This is a genomic window from Lentzea sp. NPDC004782 (genome assembly GCF_040609115.1).
Taxonomy (GTDB): domain Bacteria; phylum Actinomycetota; class Actinomycetes; order Mycobacteriales; family Pseudonocardiaceae; genus Lentzea.
The window spans coordinates 20,068-37,380 of record NZ_JBEXJN010000031.1 but is presented as its reverse complement, the minus strand read 5'-3'; the positions used below and the strand labels follow the sequence as shown (position 1 = coordinate 37,380).

Below are 17,313 nucleotides of genomic sequence, written 5' to 3'. Positions count from 1 at the left end.
TCAGGACGGGTGTCGAACCGCAGGGGATTCGACAGAACGGAGATTCGCCGTGCTGGATTCGATCGACGAGGCGATCGTGCGGGAGCTGCGGAAGGACGCGCGGCTGCAGAACAAGGACCTGGCCGAACGCGTGAACGTCGCGCAGTCGACCGCGGTGGTGCGGCACCGGGCGCTGCGGGAGCGCGGGGTGATCACCGGCTACCACGCCGAGGTGGACCTGAGCGCGCTCGGCCGGCCGGTGCAGGCGATGCTCGCGTTGAAGATCCGCCCGCACACCAAGGAGATCGTCGACCCGTTCATGGCTTACGTGCTGTCGTTGCCCGAAACTCTTGCGCTTTCACACGTGACCGGTCCGGAAGATTTCCTGGTGCACGTCGCGGTATCGGACGTCGGTCACTTGCAACGGCTCGTGCTCGACAAATTCACCAGTCGGCGAGAGGTGACAGAGGTTCACACCAATCTCCTCTTTTCGCACGTGCGCAAGCACTAACTCGCGAGCCGCAATGCGGGGGCGAGCTGATCACGCCCGTCAATGCCGAGTTTGCGATAAACCTTGGTCAGGTGGATCTCGACGGTGCGCAGCTGCACGAACAGCGCGGCGGCGATCTCCCGGTTCATCTTGCCCTCGGCGGCCAGCGCGGCGACGCGTCGTTCGGACTCGGTGAGCCCGGCCGGCCCGGCGGCCAGCTCCTGCCGGATCTCCTCGGCGAGGTCGTCGACGCCGCAGTCGTCGGCGAGGTCCACGGCGATCCTCAGCTCGGCGCGGGCGGGCTTGACCCGTCCGGCCAGGTGCAGCGCCCGGCCGAGCGCGAAGTGGCTGCGCGCCCGTTCCAGCACGGCACCGGTCTTGGCGAGGAGCTCGACCGATTCCTCAAGCAGCGCAATGCCTTCGATGCCTTTGCTGACGCCCTGTTCGCGCAACACCGCGGCCAACGGCAGCACCGCGCCGCACGCGCGCGCGAGTCGTTCCTCGGCCGCGAGGTGGTCTCCTCCGAGGGGTAACCGCCACGACGTGCTGTCGCAACCGCGCGCTCGCAAGCGTTCGCCGCAATCCAGCAGGTCGCGCACACCGTCCTTGCGCCGCTCGGCCGCGATCCGCACCCGTCCGCGCGCGGCCAGCAGCGCCGGTGCCCCGAACAGGTCGGGCACCTCGCCCGGCACGGCCTCGAACACCTGCGCCGCCGTCTCGACGTCGCCCATCTCCAGCAACGCGAGCGCGAGCTCGGTCAGCGCGGCGAAGACCGGCGTCGACAACCGCGCGGCACCACAGCTTTCGAGGGTGGCGAGCGCTTCGCGGGCATCCGCCTCGGCGCCGGCCAGTCGTCCGAGGTCCCGCAGACACGCCGAACGTGCGGTGAGCGCCGCCGCCACGCATGGCCGGTGCTGCCACCTCCGCGCGATGGTCAACGCACGGTCCGCACGCGCGTAGGCGGCCGCCAGTTCGCCACGCGTCCTGAGAAAACCGATCGCCCGCAGGTACGGGTCGAACTCCGAGGGCGTCACGGGCACGACGTCGGGGTCGCCGATCGCGTCCGGTTCGAACTCCGGCTCCTCCCCCAGCAGCGCGAGCAGTCCTGGCAGCGCGGGGTGCGCGGGATCGGCCTCGCCCAGGTGTTCCACGGCCGCCGGGACGTCCACATAGGACTCCACCTCGCCCAGTTCCGCCAGCAGCGCACCGGATCCCGGCTCTGTCATGGCCCGGCGCAGGTAGCGGACGGCATCGGTGACCCGGTTGCGGGTGCGGGCCCGTCCGGCAGCGGACACCAGCACCTCGGTCGCCCACTCCTCGTCCAGCGGCCGGGTCTCGACCAGGTGCTCGGCCACCGCCTCCGCCGACGCGCCGGTCTCGACCAGCAGGCGGGCCGCGGCGGCGTGCAGGTCCTGACGTTCGGTGATGGTCAGCTCTTCGCGAAGAGTGTTGCGCACCAACGGATGCACCAACTCACCGTCAGCCGACAACAGCCCCATGCGGTGCAACGCGGCGATCGTGCCGGCGAGCTCGCACGGTTCGATGCCGATCAGTTCGGCGACGCGCGGCAACGTGACCTCGCCACCCAGCACCGCCAGCGCGTGCAGGGCGTCGGGGGCGTGCGGGGCGAGGCGGCGCAGCCGGACGTTGACGGTCGGCAGCAACGCCGGCGCGGTCTCACCGGGACAGGCCCGGATCAGGCTGAGCAGCAGCAACGGGTTGCCGCCCGCCTGCGTGCGGCAGAGCGTCACGAACTCGTCGCCGACCGGCCGCCCCAGCTCCTGCTCGACCAGCGCCCGCACGCCGTCTTCCGACAGCTCGTCCAGCCGGATCTCGCCGGTGCTCGCGGCGAGCAGCTCCTCCAGCGTCTGCGGCCCGGTGCACACCTCACCCGCACCGATGCCGGCCAGGGCGAACACCGGCAGGTGCTCGATGCGGTGCGGGAGGGTGCTCAGCCACTGCAGCGAGGGCTGGTCGGCCCACTGCGCATCGTCGACAACGATGGCCACGGGCCGTTCGGCGGCCATGCGCGCAAGGGCGCGGTGCAGGACGTGCAGCTCGGGCAACGTCACGGGACCCGGCTCGGCGAGTGCGTCGGACTGCCCCAGCGCGGCGGCGATGCGCGGCAGGTGCCGCACCTCCTCACCGGGCCGCACGCACACGAACAACCGGCTGACCAGCCCGAACGGCAGCTCCCGCTCGAGATAGCTGCCCCGCGCAGCGAGCACCGTGAACCCGCGTTGCGCGGCCAGCTCGCGTGCGGTCGTGAGCAGTGCCGTCTTGCCGGCTCCCAGCCCTCCGGTGGCCACCAGGAGGTGCCCGTCACCGCCTGCCGCCGCGGCCAGCGCTTCCGCCAGCTGAGTCGTCTCCCGGTCCCGCCCGACCAGTCCAGGTTTCACGCCCATGGGTCCATCTGAGGCGTGTCGCCCATCAGGCGCCTATCGCGGAGACATCGCACGCCTGGTGGCAGCCATCACGCCACCCCGGCGAGCCTCAACCCGGCCGTGGTCGCCGCGGCCAGCACGATCACCGCGACGAACGGCACCTTCCGCCACGCCGCCACCCCACCCACCACCACACCGGTCGCGAGCGCCCAACCCCCGAAGTGCTTCCCACTGGTCAACGCCGTGACCGCGACCAGCGCGAACAGCAACACCGTGGCCGATGCCGTCATCAGGTCGTTGACCTTCTTCGGCAGCGTGACGCGGTCGCGCAGCAACGGCCCGGCGAACCGGATCGCGAACGTGCCGACGGCGAGGATCAGGACTGCGGCGACGGGCACGGCTCCTCCTTCTTCGTGGTGCGGAACGCGAAAAGTCCGACCAACGCGAGCAGTACGGGCACACCGGCCGGCAGGAACGGCGTCGTCGCGAGCGCTGTCACCGCGCCCACCAGGGCCGCGTTGCGCGTGGCCGCGTCCTTCAAGGCAGGCAGGGTGAGCGCCAGCATCGCCGCCGGGAACGCCGCGTCCAGGCCGAACGCCGCCGTGTCGCCGACGGCCTGACCCGCGAGCGCGCCCACGAGCACCGCGATGTTCCAGCAGAAGAACAACGCAACGCCGCACGCCCAGTAGGCCGCACGCGCTCTCGCGGGGTCCTTCTGCGACATCGCGAAGGCCGTCGACTCGTCGATGAGCAGGTGGCTGCCGACGACGCGCGCCAGCAGGTTCTTGCCCAGCACGTCGCCGACCGCCAGGCCGAACGGCAGGTGCCGCGCGTTGAGCACCAGCCCGGCCAGCACCGCGGCGGCAGGGCTGCCACCGGCGGCGACGATGCCCACGGCCATGAACTGCGAGCCGCCCGCGAAGATCAGCAGCGACATCAGCACCGGCAGCCACCACGGCAGGCCGGAGCCGACCGCGATCGCGCCGAAGGAGGCACCGGTCACCGCGGCACCGAGTGCCACTGCGGCCACGTCACGCAGGAGCACAGCATCAAGGGTTCGCCATATCGAACGCATCACCCATTACGATGAACACCTGAACGGGTGTTCGTCAAGACGAACGGATGGACTTCTGTGTCGAACGCACCACTGGACCTCATCGCGGCCAACCTCCGGCGCGAGCGCGAGCGCGCCGGCCTCTCGCTGTCCGAGCTGGCGAAGAAGGCCGGAATCGCGAAGTCGACGCTCTCCCAGCTGGAGTCGGGCACCGGAAACCCCAGCGTGGAGACCCTGTGGGCACTCGGCGTGGCGCTCGGCGTCCCGTTCGGCAGCCTCGTCGAACCCGCCGTGCCACGCGTCCAGGTGATCCGCGCCGGCGAAGGCCCGGTCATCTACTCCGAGCGCGCGCACTACACCGCCACGCTGCTGGCCGCCTGCCGTCCGGGCACCAAGCACGACCTCTACTGGCTGACCATGGAACCGGGCGGCGCCCGCGAGTCGGATCCGCACATGCCGGGCAGCGTCGAGCACATGATCGTGGCGTCCGGGCGCTGCCTGGCGGGACTCGCCGACGACCCGGTCGAGCTGGGGCCGGGCGACTACATCGTCTATCCCGGCGATCTGCCGCACATCTGCAAGGCGCTGGAACCGGGGACGACCGCGATGTTGGTCTCGGAGCACACGGTGTGACACCGTTTTCTTCCCACTCAACCGTATAGCAGAGAGGGGGCCTTGCCACAAGGCCCCGTGCGTCCTTCACACTCATCGCCCTATGCCGGAAAACAGGCGCTGTGGGGAGCACGTGGGGTACGAAGAAGAACTGCAGTCCGAACGCGACTACGTGGCCGGGCTCTACGCACGGCTCGATGCCGAACGCGCGCGCGTGAAGGCGGCATACCAGTCCGCGCTGGGTGGCACCGGCGAGACCGCGATGGAACGGGACAACGAGGTGCGGGCCCGGCACCGTGAGATGAAGCGGCTCAACGTCGCCGACTACGGGCTGTGCTTCGGCCGGTTGGACAGCGTCGACGGTGACGTCTCCTACATCGGCAGGATCGGCCTGTTCGACGAGGAGAACGACTTCGAACCGGTGCTGCTGGACTGGCGCGCGCCGGCGGCACGGCCGTTCTACACCGCCACCGGCGCCCGGCCGGAGGGCATGGCGCGGCGCCGCCAGTTCCACACCCGCCGCCGCGCGATCGTCGACTTCACCGACGAGGTGTTCGGCAGGCTCGGTGAGGAGCACGGCGACGTGGCCCTGCTCGCGGCGTTGAACGCGCCGCGCGGCGAGGGCATGCGCGACATCGTGGCGACCATCCAGGCCGAGCAGGACGCGATCATCCGGCTCGACCACCCCGGTGTGCTGGTGATCGAGGGCGGTCCCGGCACCGGCAAGACCGTCGTGGCGCTGCACCGCGTCGCCTATCTGATGTACACGCAACGAGAGCGCATGGAACGGCACGGCGTCCTCGTCGTCGGCCCGAACCCGGCGTTCCTCAACCACATCGGCCGCGTCCTGCCGTCGCTCGGCGAGTCCGACGTGGTGTTCACGACCGCCGGCGACCTCCTGCCGGGCCTGCGCACCTCGCGGGAGGACGCGCCGGACGTCGCGGCGCTCAAGGGTTCGCTGAAGATGGTGGACGTCCTGAAGGCCGCCGTGGCGGACCGGCAGCGGCTGCCCGTCTCACCGATCCCGATCGGCATGAAGGACGTCGTGGTCGAGATCAACGCCGAGACCGCGGAGTGGGCCAGGCAGGAGGCGCGCGACAGCGGCCTGCCGCACAACGAGGCCCGCAAGGTGTTCGCCGAGATCATCACGTACGTCCTGACCGAACGGGCGATCGGCCGGATCGGCAAGGGCTGGCTGTCGCGGTCGGACAAGCAGGGCTGGGAGGACATGCGCTCCGGTCTGCTCAAGGACCTCGCCGACGACGACGCCTTCACGCGGGCGCTGGACGAGCTGTGGCCGTTGCTGACCCCTGAGCAGCTGCTGGGCTCGCTGTACTCGTACCCGGAACGGCTCGCGGCGGCGGGCGCCGACCCGTCGCTGCACCGGGTTCAGGGCGAGGCGTGGACGGTCTCGGACGTGCCGTTGCTCGACGAGCTGCACGAGCTGCTGGGCCGGGACGGCCAGGAGCAGGCGGCCGACCAGGCGGCACTGGCCGAGAAGCAGGCCGAGGCCCGGTACGCGGCGGAGGTGCTGGACAGCCTCGTCGGCCGCCAGGACCACATGGACGACGAGGACCACCTGTTCGCCACGGACCTGATGTACGCGGAGGACCTGGCCGAGCGCTTCGACGAGCACGACACCCGCACGCTCGTCGAGCGCGCCTCGGCCGACCGCGGCTGGACCTACCGGCACGTGGTGGTCGACGAGGCCCAGGAACTGTCCGAAATGGACTGGCGGGTGCTGATGCGCCGCTGCCCCGGCCGTTCCTTCACGGTGGTGGGTGACCTGGCCCAGCGCCGTTCGTCGGCGGGCGCCTCGTCGTGGGCGCAGATGCTCGACCCGTACGTGCGGGGCCGCTGGATCTACCGTTCGCTGACGGTCAACTACCGCACGCCGGCCGAGATCATGGCCGTCGCCGCGCGCGTGCTCGCCGAGTTCGCGCCGGACGTGCAGGCACCGGAATCGGTGCGCGCCAACGGAGTCCAGCCGTGGGCCCGGCAGCTCACACCGGACGAGCTGCCGGCCGCGATCGAGGAGTTCGTGGCGGCCGAGGCGTCCTCCGAGGGCACCAGCGTGGTGATCGGGCCGCCCGGCGTGCCCGGCACGGTGCCGGCGTCGGAGACGAAGGGCCTGGAGTACGACTCGGTGCTCGTCGTTGCGCCGGAACGGATTCTGGCCGACGGACCGCGCGGTGCGGCCGAGCTGTACGTGGCGCTGACCCGTGCCACGCAACGACTCGGCGTGCTGCACCACGAACCGTTGCCCGCAGCGCTGTCCGGCCTGACCGAGACGGTGCGCACATGATCCGTTCAGCGGTTCGCGAAAGCCCTGGCCAACCCTAGGATGGGTGGAAGTCTGGGGGGACTGCTCGCGTCGGCCAGACGATCACATCCACGTCCGCGCCGAACGGGGGCCTTCATGACGATTCCACCCGCTCCACCGGACGGATCCGGCGAGCCGGTCAACCCGTGGGCAGCACCCGCGGGCCCGGTCGCCGGTCCGGTCCGTCCACTCGCACCGTTCCCCCTGCCGGCAGCGGGTCCACCGCCGCGAAAGTCCCGCGTGGGACTGACGATCGCGACCGTGCTCGGCGTGCTGTTGCTCGGCACGGCCGCCTGCTTCGTCTACGTCTTCGTGAAGCACGGCGGCCTTCAGGCCACCGACACCACGCCGTACGGGAAAGCCGGCGACTGCGCGAAGGTGACGGGCGTTTCCGCCTACCCCAAGTACGAGAAGGTCTCCTGCGACGCGGGCGTGCACAACTACACCGTGAGCAAGGTGCTGGGCTCCGGCGGCGAGAAGTGCGGCGAGGACCCCAGCACGTACACGAGGTTCAGCAAGGACGACGTCCGCCTGTGCCTGATCCCGGTGTTCGTCGACGGCCTGTGCTACGACCTCTCGTTCATCGCGGTCGACCCCGAGCTCAAGCCGAAGGAGTGCGGGAAGTACGCGGCGTTGCGGGCGAAGGTGCTCGCGAACACCGTGGACAAGGCCGCGTGCGGGGAGTCGCCCGCGCTGGCGCTGGCGTACCCGGAGATCAAGACCACCTACTGCTTCACCGACACGTACGGCCGCTGACGGCCAGCAGGGCGTGGGAGCTGACCGGCGAAGGCGCATCGCACGAATGCGATGCGCCTTCGCCGGGAAGAGTTCCTACCAGCCGCGCTCGGCCAGGCGGTGCGGCTCGGGGATGTCGTCGACGTTGATGCCGACCATGGCCTCGCCGAGACCGCGCGACACCTTGGCGATGACGTCCGGGTCGTCGTGGAAGGTCGTGGCCTTCACGATGGCCTCGGCCCGCTGGGCCGGGTTGCCGGACTTGAAGATGCCGGAACCGACGAACACGCCCTCGGCACCGAGCTGCATCATCATGGCGGCGTCGGCCGGGGTCGCGATGCCGCCCGCGGTGAAGAGCACCACCGGGAGCTTGCCGTTCTGCGCGACCTCCTTCACGAGCTCGTACGGCGCCTGGAGCTCCTTGGCGGCCACGTACAGCTCGTCCTCCGGCAGGTTCTGCAGGCGGCGGATCTCGGCGCGGATCTTGCGCATGTGCGTGGTGGCGTTGGAGACGTCACCGGTGCCGGCCTCGCCCTTGGAGCGGATCATCGCCGCGCCCTCGGTGATGCGGCGCAGGGCCTCGCCGAGGTTGGTCGCGCCGCACACGAAGGGAACCGTGAAGGCCCACTTGTCGATGTGGTTGGCGTAGTCGGCCGGGGTCAGCACCTCGGACTCGTCGATGTAGTCGACGCCCAGCGAGGCGAGGACCTGGGCCTCGACGAAGTGGCCGATGCGGGCCTTGGCCATCACCGGGATCGAGACGGCGTTGATGATCCCGTCGATCAGGTCGGGGTCGCTCATGCGGGCGACGCCGCCCTGCGCGCGGATGTCGGCGGGCACGCGCTCGAGCGCCATGACGGCGACGGCGCCGGCGTCCTCCGCGATCTTCGCCTGGGTGGCGTCGACCACGTCCATGATCACGCCACCCTTGAGCATCTCGGCCATGCCGCGCTTCACGCGGGCGGTGCCAGTGACCTGATCAGTGCTCACGGGCCAACCTTTCACGAGGGGAAGTTTCGGTGAACCCATCCTACGTCTCACGTGGCCACCTCACCCAAGCCACTGGAGCCCGGAACCAGAAGGCCACTTCCCGATCAACCGCAGGTCGTGACCCCTGTCACGCACCCGGAAGTGAAACGGCCTCATGAGCGCGGACGAGTCCAGTCGGGTCTCCGCACTTGTACCGGGAGGTGAACGGGTGTGAGATCGAACACTACGACTTGACGGAGGTCGCCATGGGAAGCAAGAACTCCGACAACTCAGCCCCGGCAGGCGCGGTCGCTGTGGACGACCCGGCCAAGGTCCGCAACGTCGTGCTCGTGGGCCCGTCCGGCGCGGGCAAGACGACGCTCACCGAGGCCCTGCTGGCCACCACCGGCGTACTGACCCGAGCGGGCTCGGTCACCGAGGGCACGACCGTCTGCGACCACGACCCGGCCGCAGTCCGGCAACAACGATCGGTAGGCCTCGCCGTGGCCCCGATCCAGCACGGGGACATCAAGATCAACCTGATCGACACCCCCGGATACGTCGACTTCGTGGGTGAGCTCAGGGCAGGACTACGGGCCGCGGACGCGGCCCTTTTTGTTGTCAACGCCTTCGAGGGCGTGGACCCGGCCACCGTCGCGCTGTGGGAGGAGTGCGCTCTCGTCGGCATGCCGCGTGCCGTCGTCATCACACGCACCGACCACCACCGTGCGGACGTCATGAACGAGGTGGCCGCGTGCCAGGCCGCGTTCGGCGCCGGCGTCGTGCCGCTGTACGTGCAGGAGGGCGACCGGCTCGTCGGTCTGCTGACCGAGGGCGACAACCACCCGGAGGAACGCGCCGCGCTGATCGAGGGCATCATCGCCGAGAGCGAGGACGAGACCCTCATGGACCGCTACCTGGCGGGCGAGGAGATCGACCAGGACACGCTCATCGCCGACCTGGAGACCGCCGTCGCACGCGGTTCCTTCCACCCCGTGATGCCCGTGTGCGCCGCGACCGGCATGGGTCTCAACGAGCTGTTGGACGGCATCGCGCGCGCGTTCCCGTCACCGCTGGAGCACGAGCTTCCGACCGTGACATCGGTGGACGGCATCCCCCAGCCGCGCATGGCCCCGGACCCGGAAGGGCCGTTGGTGGCCGAGGTCGTCCGCACCGCGGTCGACTCGTACGTGGGACGCGTGTCGCTGGTCCGCGTCTTCTCCGGCACGCTGCGCCCCGAACGCCCGGTGCACGTCTCCGGCCACGGCATGTCCGACCGCGGCCACGAGGACCACGACGCCGACGAACGCGTGGCCCACATCTACTCCCCGCTCGGCGCCTCCCTGCGCGAGGTCCCGTACTGCGTGGCCGGAGACCTGTGCGCGTTGACCAAGCTCACCACCGCCGAGACCGGTGACACCGTCTCCGCCCCCGAGCAGCCGTTGCTGATGGCGCCGTGGGACATGCCCGAACCGCTGCTGCCCGTCGCGGTCGTGCCGCGCACCCGCAGCGACGAGGACAACCTGGCCCGCAACCTCAACCGCCTGGTCGCGAGCGATCCGACCCTGCGCCTGGACCGCAACGCCGAGACGCACCAGATGGTGCTGTGGTGCATGGGCGAGGCCCACGCGGACGTCGTGCTGGCCAGGCTGCGCGCGGGCGGCGCCGAGATCGACACCGAACCGGTGCGCGTGCCGTTGCGCGAAACCTTCGCCTCACCGGCAAAAGGCCACGGCCGACATGTGAAGCAATCTGGAGGTCACGGCCAGTACGCGGTGTGCGACATCGTCGTCGAACCGCTCCCCCGCGGCTCCGGCTTCGAGTTCGTCGACAAGATCGTCGGCGGCGCGATCCCGAACCAGTTCATCCCGTCCGTCGAGAAGGGCGTGCGCGCCCAGCTGGAGAAGGGCCTGCACGACGGCACCCCGGTGGTCGACGTCCGCGTGACGCTCGTCGACGGCAAGGCGCACTCCGTCGACTCCTCCGACGCGGCGTTCCAGACCGCGGGCGCGCTGGCCCTGAAGGAGGCCGCGGCCGCCGGGCGCACCACGTTGCTCGAACCGATGGACGAGGTCGCGATCCGGTTGCCCGACGAGCACATGGGCACCGTGCTGGGTGACCTGTCCGGACGGCGCGGCCGCGTGCTCGGCACCGAGGCCGACGATGGCGGGCGGACCGTGATCCGGGCCGAGGTGCCGTCGTCGGAACTGCTGCGGTACACGATCGAGCTGCGCGCGATGACGTCCGGCACCGGCACGTTCACGCGCCGCTTCTCCCGCTACGACCCGCTGCCGGAGGCGCTGGCCACACGCGCGAGCAGGTAGGCCCGGTCGCTCGCGTGCTCGACACGCGGGTCCGGGGCGCGGTCGAGGCGGGCCGTCACGGTGAGGCCCGCCCCCGCCAACGCGCGCGCCTCCTCGTCCGGGTCGAGGAACCGGAAGGTCAGGTCGACCTCGTCACCCCACCACTGCGTGAGGGTTTTCGCTTCGCCTGCTTGCGTTTCCGCGTCTCGCACGTGGAACGCGACCAGCGCGTGCCCGCCGGGTCGGAGCACCCGTGCGAACTCGGCGTAGGCCGCCGCGCGTTGATCCGCATCGAGGTGGATGACCGCGTACAGGCACACGAGCGCCGACACCGCGTGGGACCGGAACGGCAAGGCCGTCATGTCGCCCGCGCAGGTGGGAACCGTTGCGTGCGCGCACATCTGCGGTGACAGGTCGACGCCGACGACGGGCACCCTGTCGGCCAGGTAGGCGGCGACATGGCCCGGACCGCAGCCGACGTCGAGCACCGGGCCGTCCGCCAGCTCGGCGACGGCGTCGAGCAGGGCGCGGTCCAGCGGCTTGCCGGCGAGCTCGCCGCTCAGTTCGGCGGCGTAGCGCGCGGCCACGCGGTCGTACGAGCCTCGGACCGTCACCCGGATCTACTCCGCCCGTTCAGTGGCCGCGATCGCGCGTTGCAGGGTCTGCCGGGCTTGTGCCAAGTCGGCCGCGCGTTGATCAAGGTGGGCGAGCTGGGCACGCAGCTTGTCCAACACTCCCGGGCACGGTCGCAGCGAGCCGTCCGCGAGAGCACAGGGCAACACCTGCCTGATCACGGTCGTAGACAGCCCAGCCGTCAGCAGGGCGCGGATCTGGCGGACCGTCTGCTCGGCCGCAGCGTCGTAGTCCCGGTATCCGTTCGCCTGGCGGCTTGAGGCAAGAAGACCGACCCGTTCGTAGTACCGAAGCAGGCGCTCGCTCGTCCCGGTCCGTCTGGCCAGCTGCCCGATCAGCATCATCCCTCGTCTCTTCGCCGGCTTGACCTTGACACGGTGTCAACCTTCAACACTGGGGACAGCGGACGCATTCCGTCGCCGCTGTCTGCCAGAACCGGGAGAGCCGTTGATCATCGACGCACACAGCCACGTCCACGATCCCCTGCACAGCCACATCGCCCTGCTGGACGAGGCCGGAGTCGACCGGGCCGTGCTCTTCGGCACCCGGCCACATCCCGAGCGGGCCACCGATCTGGCCTCGTTCCGGCGCGAAATGAGCGTGCTGCACGAGACGATCAGCCGACGGTCCACCAGTCCGGACAGCTATCAGGCCGCCCGGAGGGAACTCGACGCCGCACTCGCGACCTATCCCGACCGGTTCATCGGCTTCGGCAAGGTGAACCTGGACCAGTCGGCCGAACGGATCGCGGCAGAGGTCGAGCGGGAGGTCGTCGGCAGGGGTTTCCGGGGCATTGGCGAGCTGACTCCGCCACCCGATCAGGCCGCTCAGATCGAGCCGGTTCTGCGGGCAGCCGCCGACCAAGGTGGACTCCCGGTCGTGGTGCACGGGTTCGCACCCACCACGGCGGGTGACCTGGCGACGCTGGCCGACCTCGCGCGCCGTCATCCCAGCGTCCCCCTCGTGATCAGCCAACTCGGCGGACTGAACTGGATGACCGCCATCGAATTGGCCCGGGAAACCCCGAACATCTACCTGGACCTGTCCACCGCGAACATCATCTTCGCGGTCCGGCTAGCCATCAACGAGGTCCCCGACCGCACCCTGTTCGGCTCCGACGCCCCCTACGGCGACCCAGTTCTCGCTCGCGCCACAATCGAACGCGTGACCCGGCCAGGCGCAGTGCGCGAGCGCGTCCTCGGTGGCACTCTCGCCAAGCTGCTCGACCTCTGACCGCAGGCACCGACTCCAACATCGACGGTTATCCACAGGGTGCAGACGCACCCTGTGGATAACGAATGCTCGCCTTGTCCGTCGGGCTAGGTGTTCTGCGGGAACCCGAGGTTCACGCCACCGTGCGACGGGTCGAGCCACCGCGACGTGACCACCTTCGACCGGGTGAAGAAGTGCACGCCGTGCGGCCCGTACGCGTGCGCGTCACCGAACAGCGACTCCTTCCACCCGCCGAACGAGTAGTAAGCGACCGGCACGGGGATCGGCACGTTCACGCCGACCATGCCGACCTCGATCTCGTTCTGGAACCGCCGGGCCGCGCCACCGTCGTTGGTGAAGATCGCGGTGCCGTTGCCGTACCGGTTGGCGTTCACCATCTCGACGGCGTCCTCGTACGTGTCGCACCGCACGACCGACAGCACCGGGCCGAAGATCTCGTCGGTGTAGATCGACATGTCCGTGCCGACGTGGTCGAACAGCGTCGGCCCGAGCCAGAAGCCGTGCGCGTCGCCGTCGATCGGGTGGTTGCGGCCGTCCACGACCAGCGACGCGCCCTCGGCCACGCCCGCGTCCAAGTAGGACGTCACCTTGTCCCGGTGCGCGCCGGTGACCAGCGGGCCCATCTCGCACGACGGGCCGGAGCCGACCTTCACGTCCGCGATGCGGGACTTGATCTTCGAGACCAGCTCGTCACCGACCGAGCCCACGGCCACGACCACCGAGATGGCCATGCAGCGCTCCCCCGCCGAGCCGAACCCGGCGGACACCGCGGCGTCCGCGGCCAGGTCCAGGTCGGCGTCGGGCAGCACGACCATGTGGTTCTTCGCGCCGCCGAGGGCCTGGACGCGCTTGCCGTGCGCGGTGCCGGTCTCGTAGACGTACCGGGCGATCGGCGTCGAGCCGACGAACGAGATCGCCTTGACCGTCGGGTGTTCGAGCAGGCGGTCGACGGCCACCTTGTCGCCGTGCACCACGTTCAGCACGCCGTCGGGCAGCCCGGCCTCGGCGAACAGCTCGGCGATGAAGATCGACGCCGACGGGTCCTTCTCCGACGGCTTCAGCACGACCGTGTTGCCGCAGGCGATCGCCGTCGGCACGAACCACAGCGGCACCATCGCCGGGAAGTTGAACGGCGAGATCACCCCGACCACGCCCACCGGCTGCTGGATCGAGTAGACGTCGACGCGCGTCGAGGCGTTCTCGCTGAAGCCGCCCTTGAGCAGCTGCGGGATGCCGCACGCGTACTCGACCGACTCCAGCGCTCGCTGGATCTCGCCGCCGGCGTCCGACACGACCTTGCCGTGCTCGGCGCTCACGATCGCCGCGAGATCACCCTTGCGCGCGTTCAGCAGCTCGCGGAACTTGAACATCACCGTCGAGCGCTGGGCGAGCGAGGCGTTGCGCCACGACGCAAACGCTTCCGCGGCAGCGGAGACGGCAGCGTCCACTTCGGACACCGACGCGTAGGCGACCTGCGACGCCACCTTCCCGGTCGACGGGTCGTAGACGTCACCGGACCGTTCAGGCTCCGCGTCCCAGTTCTTTCCGTTGATCCAGTGCTGAATCATCCTGGGTTTGATCACGCCTTCTCCACCGCCTGAGCCAGAACCCCCAGCGCCTCTTCGAGCTCGTCCTCGGTCAGCGTCATCGGCGGCGCCAACCGGATCACGTTGCCGTACAGGCCGCCCTTGCCGACCAGCAGGCCGCGAGCCTTGCACTCGTTCAGCACCACCGTCGCGGCACCGGGGTTCGGCTCGCCCTCCGGACCGACGAGCTCGATGCCGACCATCAGGCCCTTGCCGCGCACGTCCCCGATGACCGGGTGCTTCTCCGCCAGTTCGCGCAGGCCCCCGAGCAGGCGCGACCCCAGCTTGGCCGCGTTGGCCTGCAGGTCGTGGTCGAGCAGGTAGTTCACCGTCGCGAGCGCGCCCGCGGTGGAGATCGGGTTGCCGCCGAACGTGGAGATCGAGTTGGCGTTGATCGCGTCCATCAGGTCGCCGCGCGCGACCACGCCGCCGATCGCGAGGCCGTTGCCGAGGCCCTTGGCGAACGTCATCGCGTCCGGCACCACGTCGTGCGCCTGGATGCCCCAGAAGTGCTCGCCGGTGCGGCCCCAACCGGTCTGCACCTCGTCGGAGATGAACAGGATCCCGTACTCGTCCAGGACGTCCTTGAACGCGCGGAACAGGCCGTCAGGCGGCGAGGTGAAGCCGCCGACGCCCTGGATCGGCTCGGCGATCATGCACGCCACGTCACCGGACGTGGTGGTCTCGATGATCTCGCGCAGGTCGTCGACGCAGGCCTTGATGTAGTCGGCGTCCGACAACGACTTGAACGGGCTGCGGTAGCGATAGCCGCCGTGCACCCAGCTGACCTTGATCGGCGACAGCGCGGAGGCCGACCAGCCGCGGTTGCCCGTGATGGCGATCGTGGCGAACGCACGGCCGTGGTAGCTGTTGCGCAGGGCCAGGACCTGCTCGCTGCGGCGCGCCGTGGTGGCGAGCATCAGCGCGGTCTCGTTGGCCTCGGTACCGGAGTTGGTGAAGAAGACCTTGGCGTCCGGGATGCCGGAGAGCTCCGCGATCTTCTCGGCGAGCTCGACCTGGGAGCGGATCAGGTACAGCGTCGAACTGTGCAGCACGCCCGTGTCGAGCTGCGAGCGGATCGCGTCGCTGATCTCCGCGACGTCGTAGCCGATGGCGTTGGTCAGGATGCCCGCGAAGAAGTCCAGGTAGGTCGTGCCCTCGCGGTCGGTCACCCGGCGCCCGCTCGCGCTCGCGATCTCGATGGGCTCGTCGTAGTAGAGGGCCAGCCACTTCGGCATCACCGCGCGGTGTCGTGCCAGCAGCTCCTTGTGGGCCATCACGTCCTCCAGGGGTTAACTCCTGGAGGACGAGTCTGCTGTGGTGCCCCGTTCGCCGCCATGCACAACCTGTACCCGGATCGGCTGTTAGGCATTACGTTGTGTCCATGTACCCGACCGTCGCCGAAGTCGTCGCTCTCCCGGTGATCAGGCAGGGAAAGCCGCGTTTGGTGGCCGGATCGGCCGGGCTGTCCAGGCGGGTCCGGTGGGTGCATGTGGCGGAGATCGCAGACATCGCGCCGCTGTTGCGCGGCGGCGAGCTCGTGCTCACGACCGGCGTGATGCTGCCCGAGTCCGGCCTCGCCCGCTACGTCGAGGAGCTGGCCGCCGTCGGGTGTGCCGGGCTGGTCGTCGAGCTGGGCCGGCGGTGGCGCGACGACGTGCCGGCCGCGCTGGTCACCGAGGCGGAGCGGCACGGGTTGCCGCTGGTCACGCTGTCGGAGGAGACGAAGTACGTGGCCGTCACCGAGGCGGTCGTCGGCCTGATCGTGGACGCGCAGCTGGCCGAGCTGCGCGCCGCGGAACAGGTGCACGAGACGTTCACCTCGCTCACGGTCGCCGGTGCCGAGCCCGCCGAGGTGCTGCGCGAGGTGGCACGGACGTCCGGGCTGCCCGTGGTGCTGGAGACGCTGAGCCACGACGTGCTGGCCTACGACGCGGCCGGGCACGACCCGGTGAGGCTGCTGGACGACTGGGCGGCACGCTCGCGGGCGGTCACGGTGACCGAGCGGACCGCCTACCACCCGGCGTCCGGATGGTTGATCACGATCGTCGGCGCGCGCGGGGCGGACTGGGGACGGCTGGTGCTGGTGTCGCCGGAACCGCCACCGCACCGGCACGTCGTGGTCGCCGAACGTGCCGCGTCCGCGTTAGCCGTGCATCGGCTCGTGGCGCGCGACCGCGAGTCGCTGGAACGGCAGACGCATCGAACCTTGCTGGCCCAGCTGCTCGGGCAGGCACCGCAGTCGCCTGACCTCGGCGCACGGGCCGCGGCGCTGGGCGTGCCGCTGGAGCGACGGCAGCTGATCGGCGTCGCGATCCGGCCGGTGACCGTGCTGCACGGGCAAACGCTTGCGACCCAAGAGGTTCTGCGTGATCTTGCCGAGGCCACCGCGTTGGCCGGACGGCGGGTGACGGTCGCGGCGCTCGTCGGCGTCGTGGACGACACGTCGGTGCGCGCACTGCTGTCGGTGCCGATGACCGTTGGTGTGGAAGGGGTGCTGCGCAAGGTCGCGCGCGAGATCCACCGCACGGCCGCGTCGACCGTGGTGATCGCGGTGGGGACGACCGTGACGTCCACAACGGACGTTCGGCGGTCGCTGGGCGAGGCCGCGCACGTGGCCGGTGCGGCGTTGCGAGCGCCGGGATCCCAGCTGTACCACCGGCTCGACGACGTGCGGTTGCGCGGGCTGCTGCACCTGCTGCGCGAGGACGAGCGGGTGCGGGCGTTCGCCGACCGCGAGCTGGGACCGTTGCTGACGCGGGACTCCGCGCAGGGCTCGCGGCTCGTGGAGCTGCTGCGGTGCCTGTGCGAGAACGGCGGCAACAAGTCGGCGGCCGCCACGGCCGCGCATCTCTCCCGTACGGCCTACTACCAGCAGCTGGCGCGGATCGAGCAGGTCCTGGGCGTGTCGCTGGAGGACCCGGAGTCCGTGCTGTCGCTGTACGTCGCCCTGCTGGTGCACGAAATGGGCCCGTGACGTGAACGATGAACGGCGCATTTGTACACCTCACG

Annotated in this window: 15 protein-coding genes; 7 read left to right on the top strand and 8 right to left on the bottom strand. The window is 70.2% G+C overall.

Annotated elements, in window-relative coordinates; all coding sequences use genetic code 11:
- The first annotated feature begins 49 nt into the window (after nt 1-49).
- Nucleotides 50-490: an Lrp/AsnC family transcriptional regulator gene (locus ABZV40_RS27080; protein WP_355447185.1), complete on the top strand. Its 441-nt coding sequence runs from the start codon at nt 50-52 to the stop codon at nt 488-490.
- Here ABZV40_RS27080 and ABZV40_RS27075 read toward each other — a convergent pair.
- The 3 genes from ABZV40_RS27075 to ABZV40_RS27065 form a co-directional block, all read right to left on the bottom strand.
- Nucleotides 487-2,868: a BREX system ATP-binding domain-containing protein gene (locus ABZV40_RS27075; RefSeq protein ID WP_355447182.1), complete on the bottom strand. Its 2,382-nt coding sequence runs from the start codon at nt 2,866-2,868 to the stop codon at nt 487-489. The two genes, ABZV40_RS27080 and ABZV40_RS27075, sit on opposite strands and share 4 nt — an antisense overlap.
- A 74-nt stretch (nt 2,869-2,942) precedes the next feature.
- Complete coding sequence (locus ABZV40_RS27070) at nt 2,943-3,251, bottom strand: AzlD domain-containing protein (RefSeq protein WP_355447179.1); 309 nt, start codon at nt 3,249-3,251, stop codon at nt 2,943-2,945.
- Complete coding sequence (locus ABZV40_RS27065) at nt 3,230-3,928, bottom strand: AzlC family ABC transporter permease (RefSeq protein ID WP_355447176.1); 699 nt, start codon at nt 3,926-3,928, stop codon at nt 3,230-3,232. Before ABZV40_RS27065 ends, ABZV40_RS27070 begins: the two co-directional genes overlap by 22 nt.
- A 57-nt stretch (nt 3,929-3,985) precedes the next feature.
- Between ABZV40_RS27065 and ABZV40_RS27060 the strand changes: the two genes are divergently transcribed.
- The 3 genes from ABZV40_RS27060 (at nt 3,986) to ABZV40_RS27050 (ending at nt 7,598) form a co-directional block, all read left to right on the top strand.
- The gene (locus ABZV40_RS27060; protein WP_355447173.1) at nt 3,986-4,540 is read left to right on the top strand and encodes an XRE family transcriptional regulator; all 555 of its coding nucleotides are present in this window, start codon (nt 3,986-3,988) and stop codon (nt 4,538-4,540) included.
- Nucleotides 4,541-4,622: 82 nt separating this feature from the next.
- Nucleotides 4,623-6,824 (top strand): RNA polymerase recycling motor ATPase HelR, encoded by a 2,202-nt coding sequence (gene helR / locus ABZV40_RS27055; protein WP_355447170.1) that lies wholly within the window; start codon nt 4,623-4,625, stop codon nt 6,822-6,824.
- A 114-nt stretch (nt 6,825-6,938) separates the two neighbouring features.
- A complete protein-coding gene (locus ABZV40_RS27050) occupies nt 6,939-7,598 on the top strand; it encodes a hypothetical protein (protein ID WP_355447167.1) in 660 nt (219 codons plus the stop codon).
- 75 nt (nt 7,599-7,673) lie between these two features.
- On the opposite strand, the gene pdxS is transcribed toward ABZV40_RS27050, so the two are convergent.
- Nucleotides 7,674-8,606, bottom strand: coding sequence for a pyridoxal 5'-phosphate synthase lyase subunit PdxS (gene pdxS / locus ABZV40_RS27045; protein WP_355447417.1), 933 nt, complete (start codon nt 8,604-8,606; stop codon nt 7,674-7,676).
- 206 nt (nt 8,607-8,812) lie between these two features.
- On the opposite strand from pdxS, the gene ABZV40_RS27040 reads away from it, so the two are divergent.
- Nucleotides 8,813-10,870 (top strand): elongation factor G-like protein EF-G2, encoded by a 2,058-nt coding sequence (locus ABZV40_RS27040; RefSeq protein ID WP_355447165.1) that lies wholly within the window; start codon nt 8,813-8,815, stop codon nt 10,868-10,870.
- On the opposite strand, the gene ABZV40_RS27035 is transcribed toward ABZV40_RS27040, so the two are convergent.
- Complete coding sequence (locus ABZV40_RS27035) at nt 10,825-11,463, bottom strand: class I SAM-dependent methyltransferase (RefSeq protein WP_355447162.1); 639 nt, start codon at nt 11,461-11,463, stop codon at nt 10,825-10,827. The genes ABZV40_RS27040 and ABZV40_RS27035 overlap by 46 nt on opposite strands.
- A gap of 6 nt (nt 11,464-11,469) precedes the next feature.
- Nucleotides 11,470-11,826: a MerR family transcriptional regulator gene (locus ABZV40_RS27030; protein ID WP_355447160.1), complete on the bottom strand. Its 357-nt coding sequence runs from the start codon at nt 11,824-11,826 to the stop codon at nt 11,470-11,472.
- Nucleotides 11,827-11,929: 103 nt separating this feature from the next.
- Between ABZV40_RS27030 and ABZV40_RS27025 the strand changes: the two genes are divergently transcribed.
- Nucleotides 11,930-12,715 carry an amidohydrolase family protein gene (locus ABZV40_RS27025; protein WP_355447157.1) on the top strand — a complete coding sequence of 262 codons (786 nt, stop codon included), beginning with the start codon at nt 11,930-11,932 and terminating at the stop codon, nt 12,713-12,715.
- A gap of 86 nt (nt 12,716-12,801) precedes the next feature.
- Here ABZV40_RS27025 and ABZV40_RS27020 read toward each other — a convergent pair whose 3' ends face one another.
- Nucleotides 12,802-14,283, bottom strand: a complete 1,482-nt coding sequence (locus ABZV40_RS27020) for a CoA-acylating methylmalonate-semialdehyde dehydrogenase (protein ID WP_355447414.1) — start codon at nt 14,281-14,283, stop codon at nt 12,802-12,804.
- An 11-nt stretch (nt 14,284-14,294) separates the two neighbouring features.
- A complete protein-coding gene (locus ABZV40_RS27015) occupies nt 14,295-15,578 on the bottom strand; it encodes an aspartate aminotransferase family protein (protein WP_355447154.1) in 1,284 nt (427 codons plus the stop codon).
- Between the two features lie 107 nt (nt 15,579-15,685).
- Here ABZV40_RS27015 and ABZV40_RS27010 point away from each other — a divergent pair, with 107 nt between their 5' ends.
- Nucleotides 15,686-17,278 (top strand): PucR family transcriptional regulator ligand-binding domain-containing protein, encoded by a 1,593-nt coding sequence (locus tag ABZV40_RS27010; protein ID WP_355447151.1) that lies wholly within the window; start codon nt 15,686-15,688, stop codon nt 17,276-17,278.
- Nucleotides 17,279-17,313 lie beyond the last annotated feature (35 nt).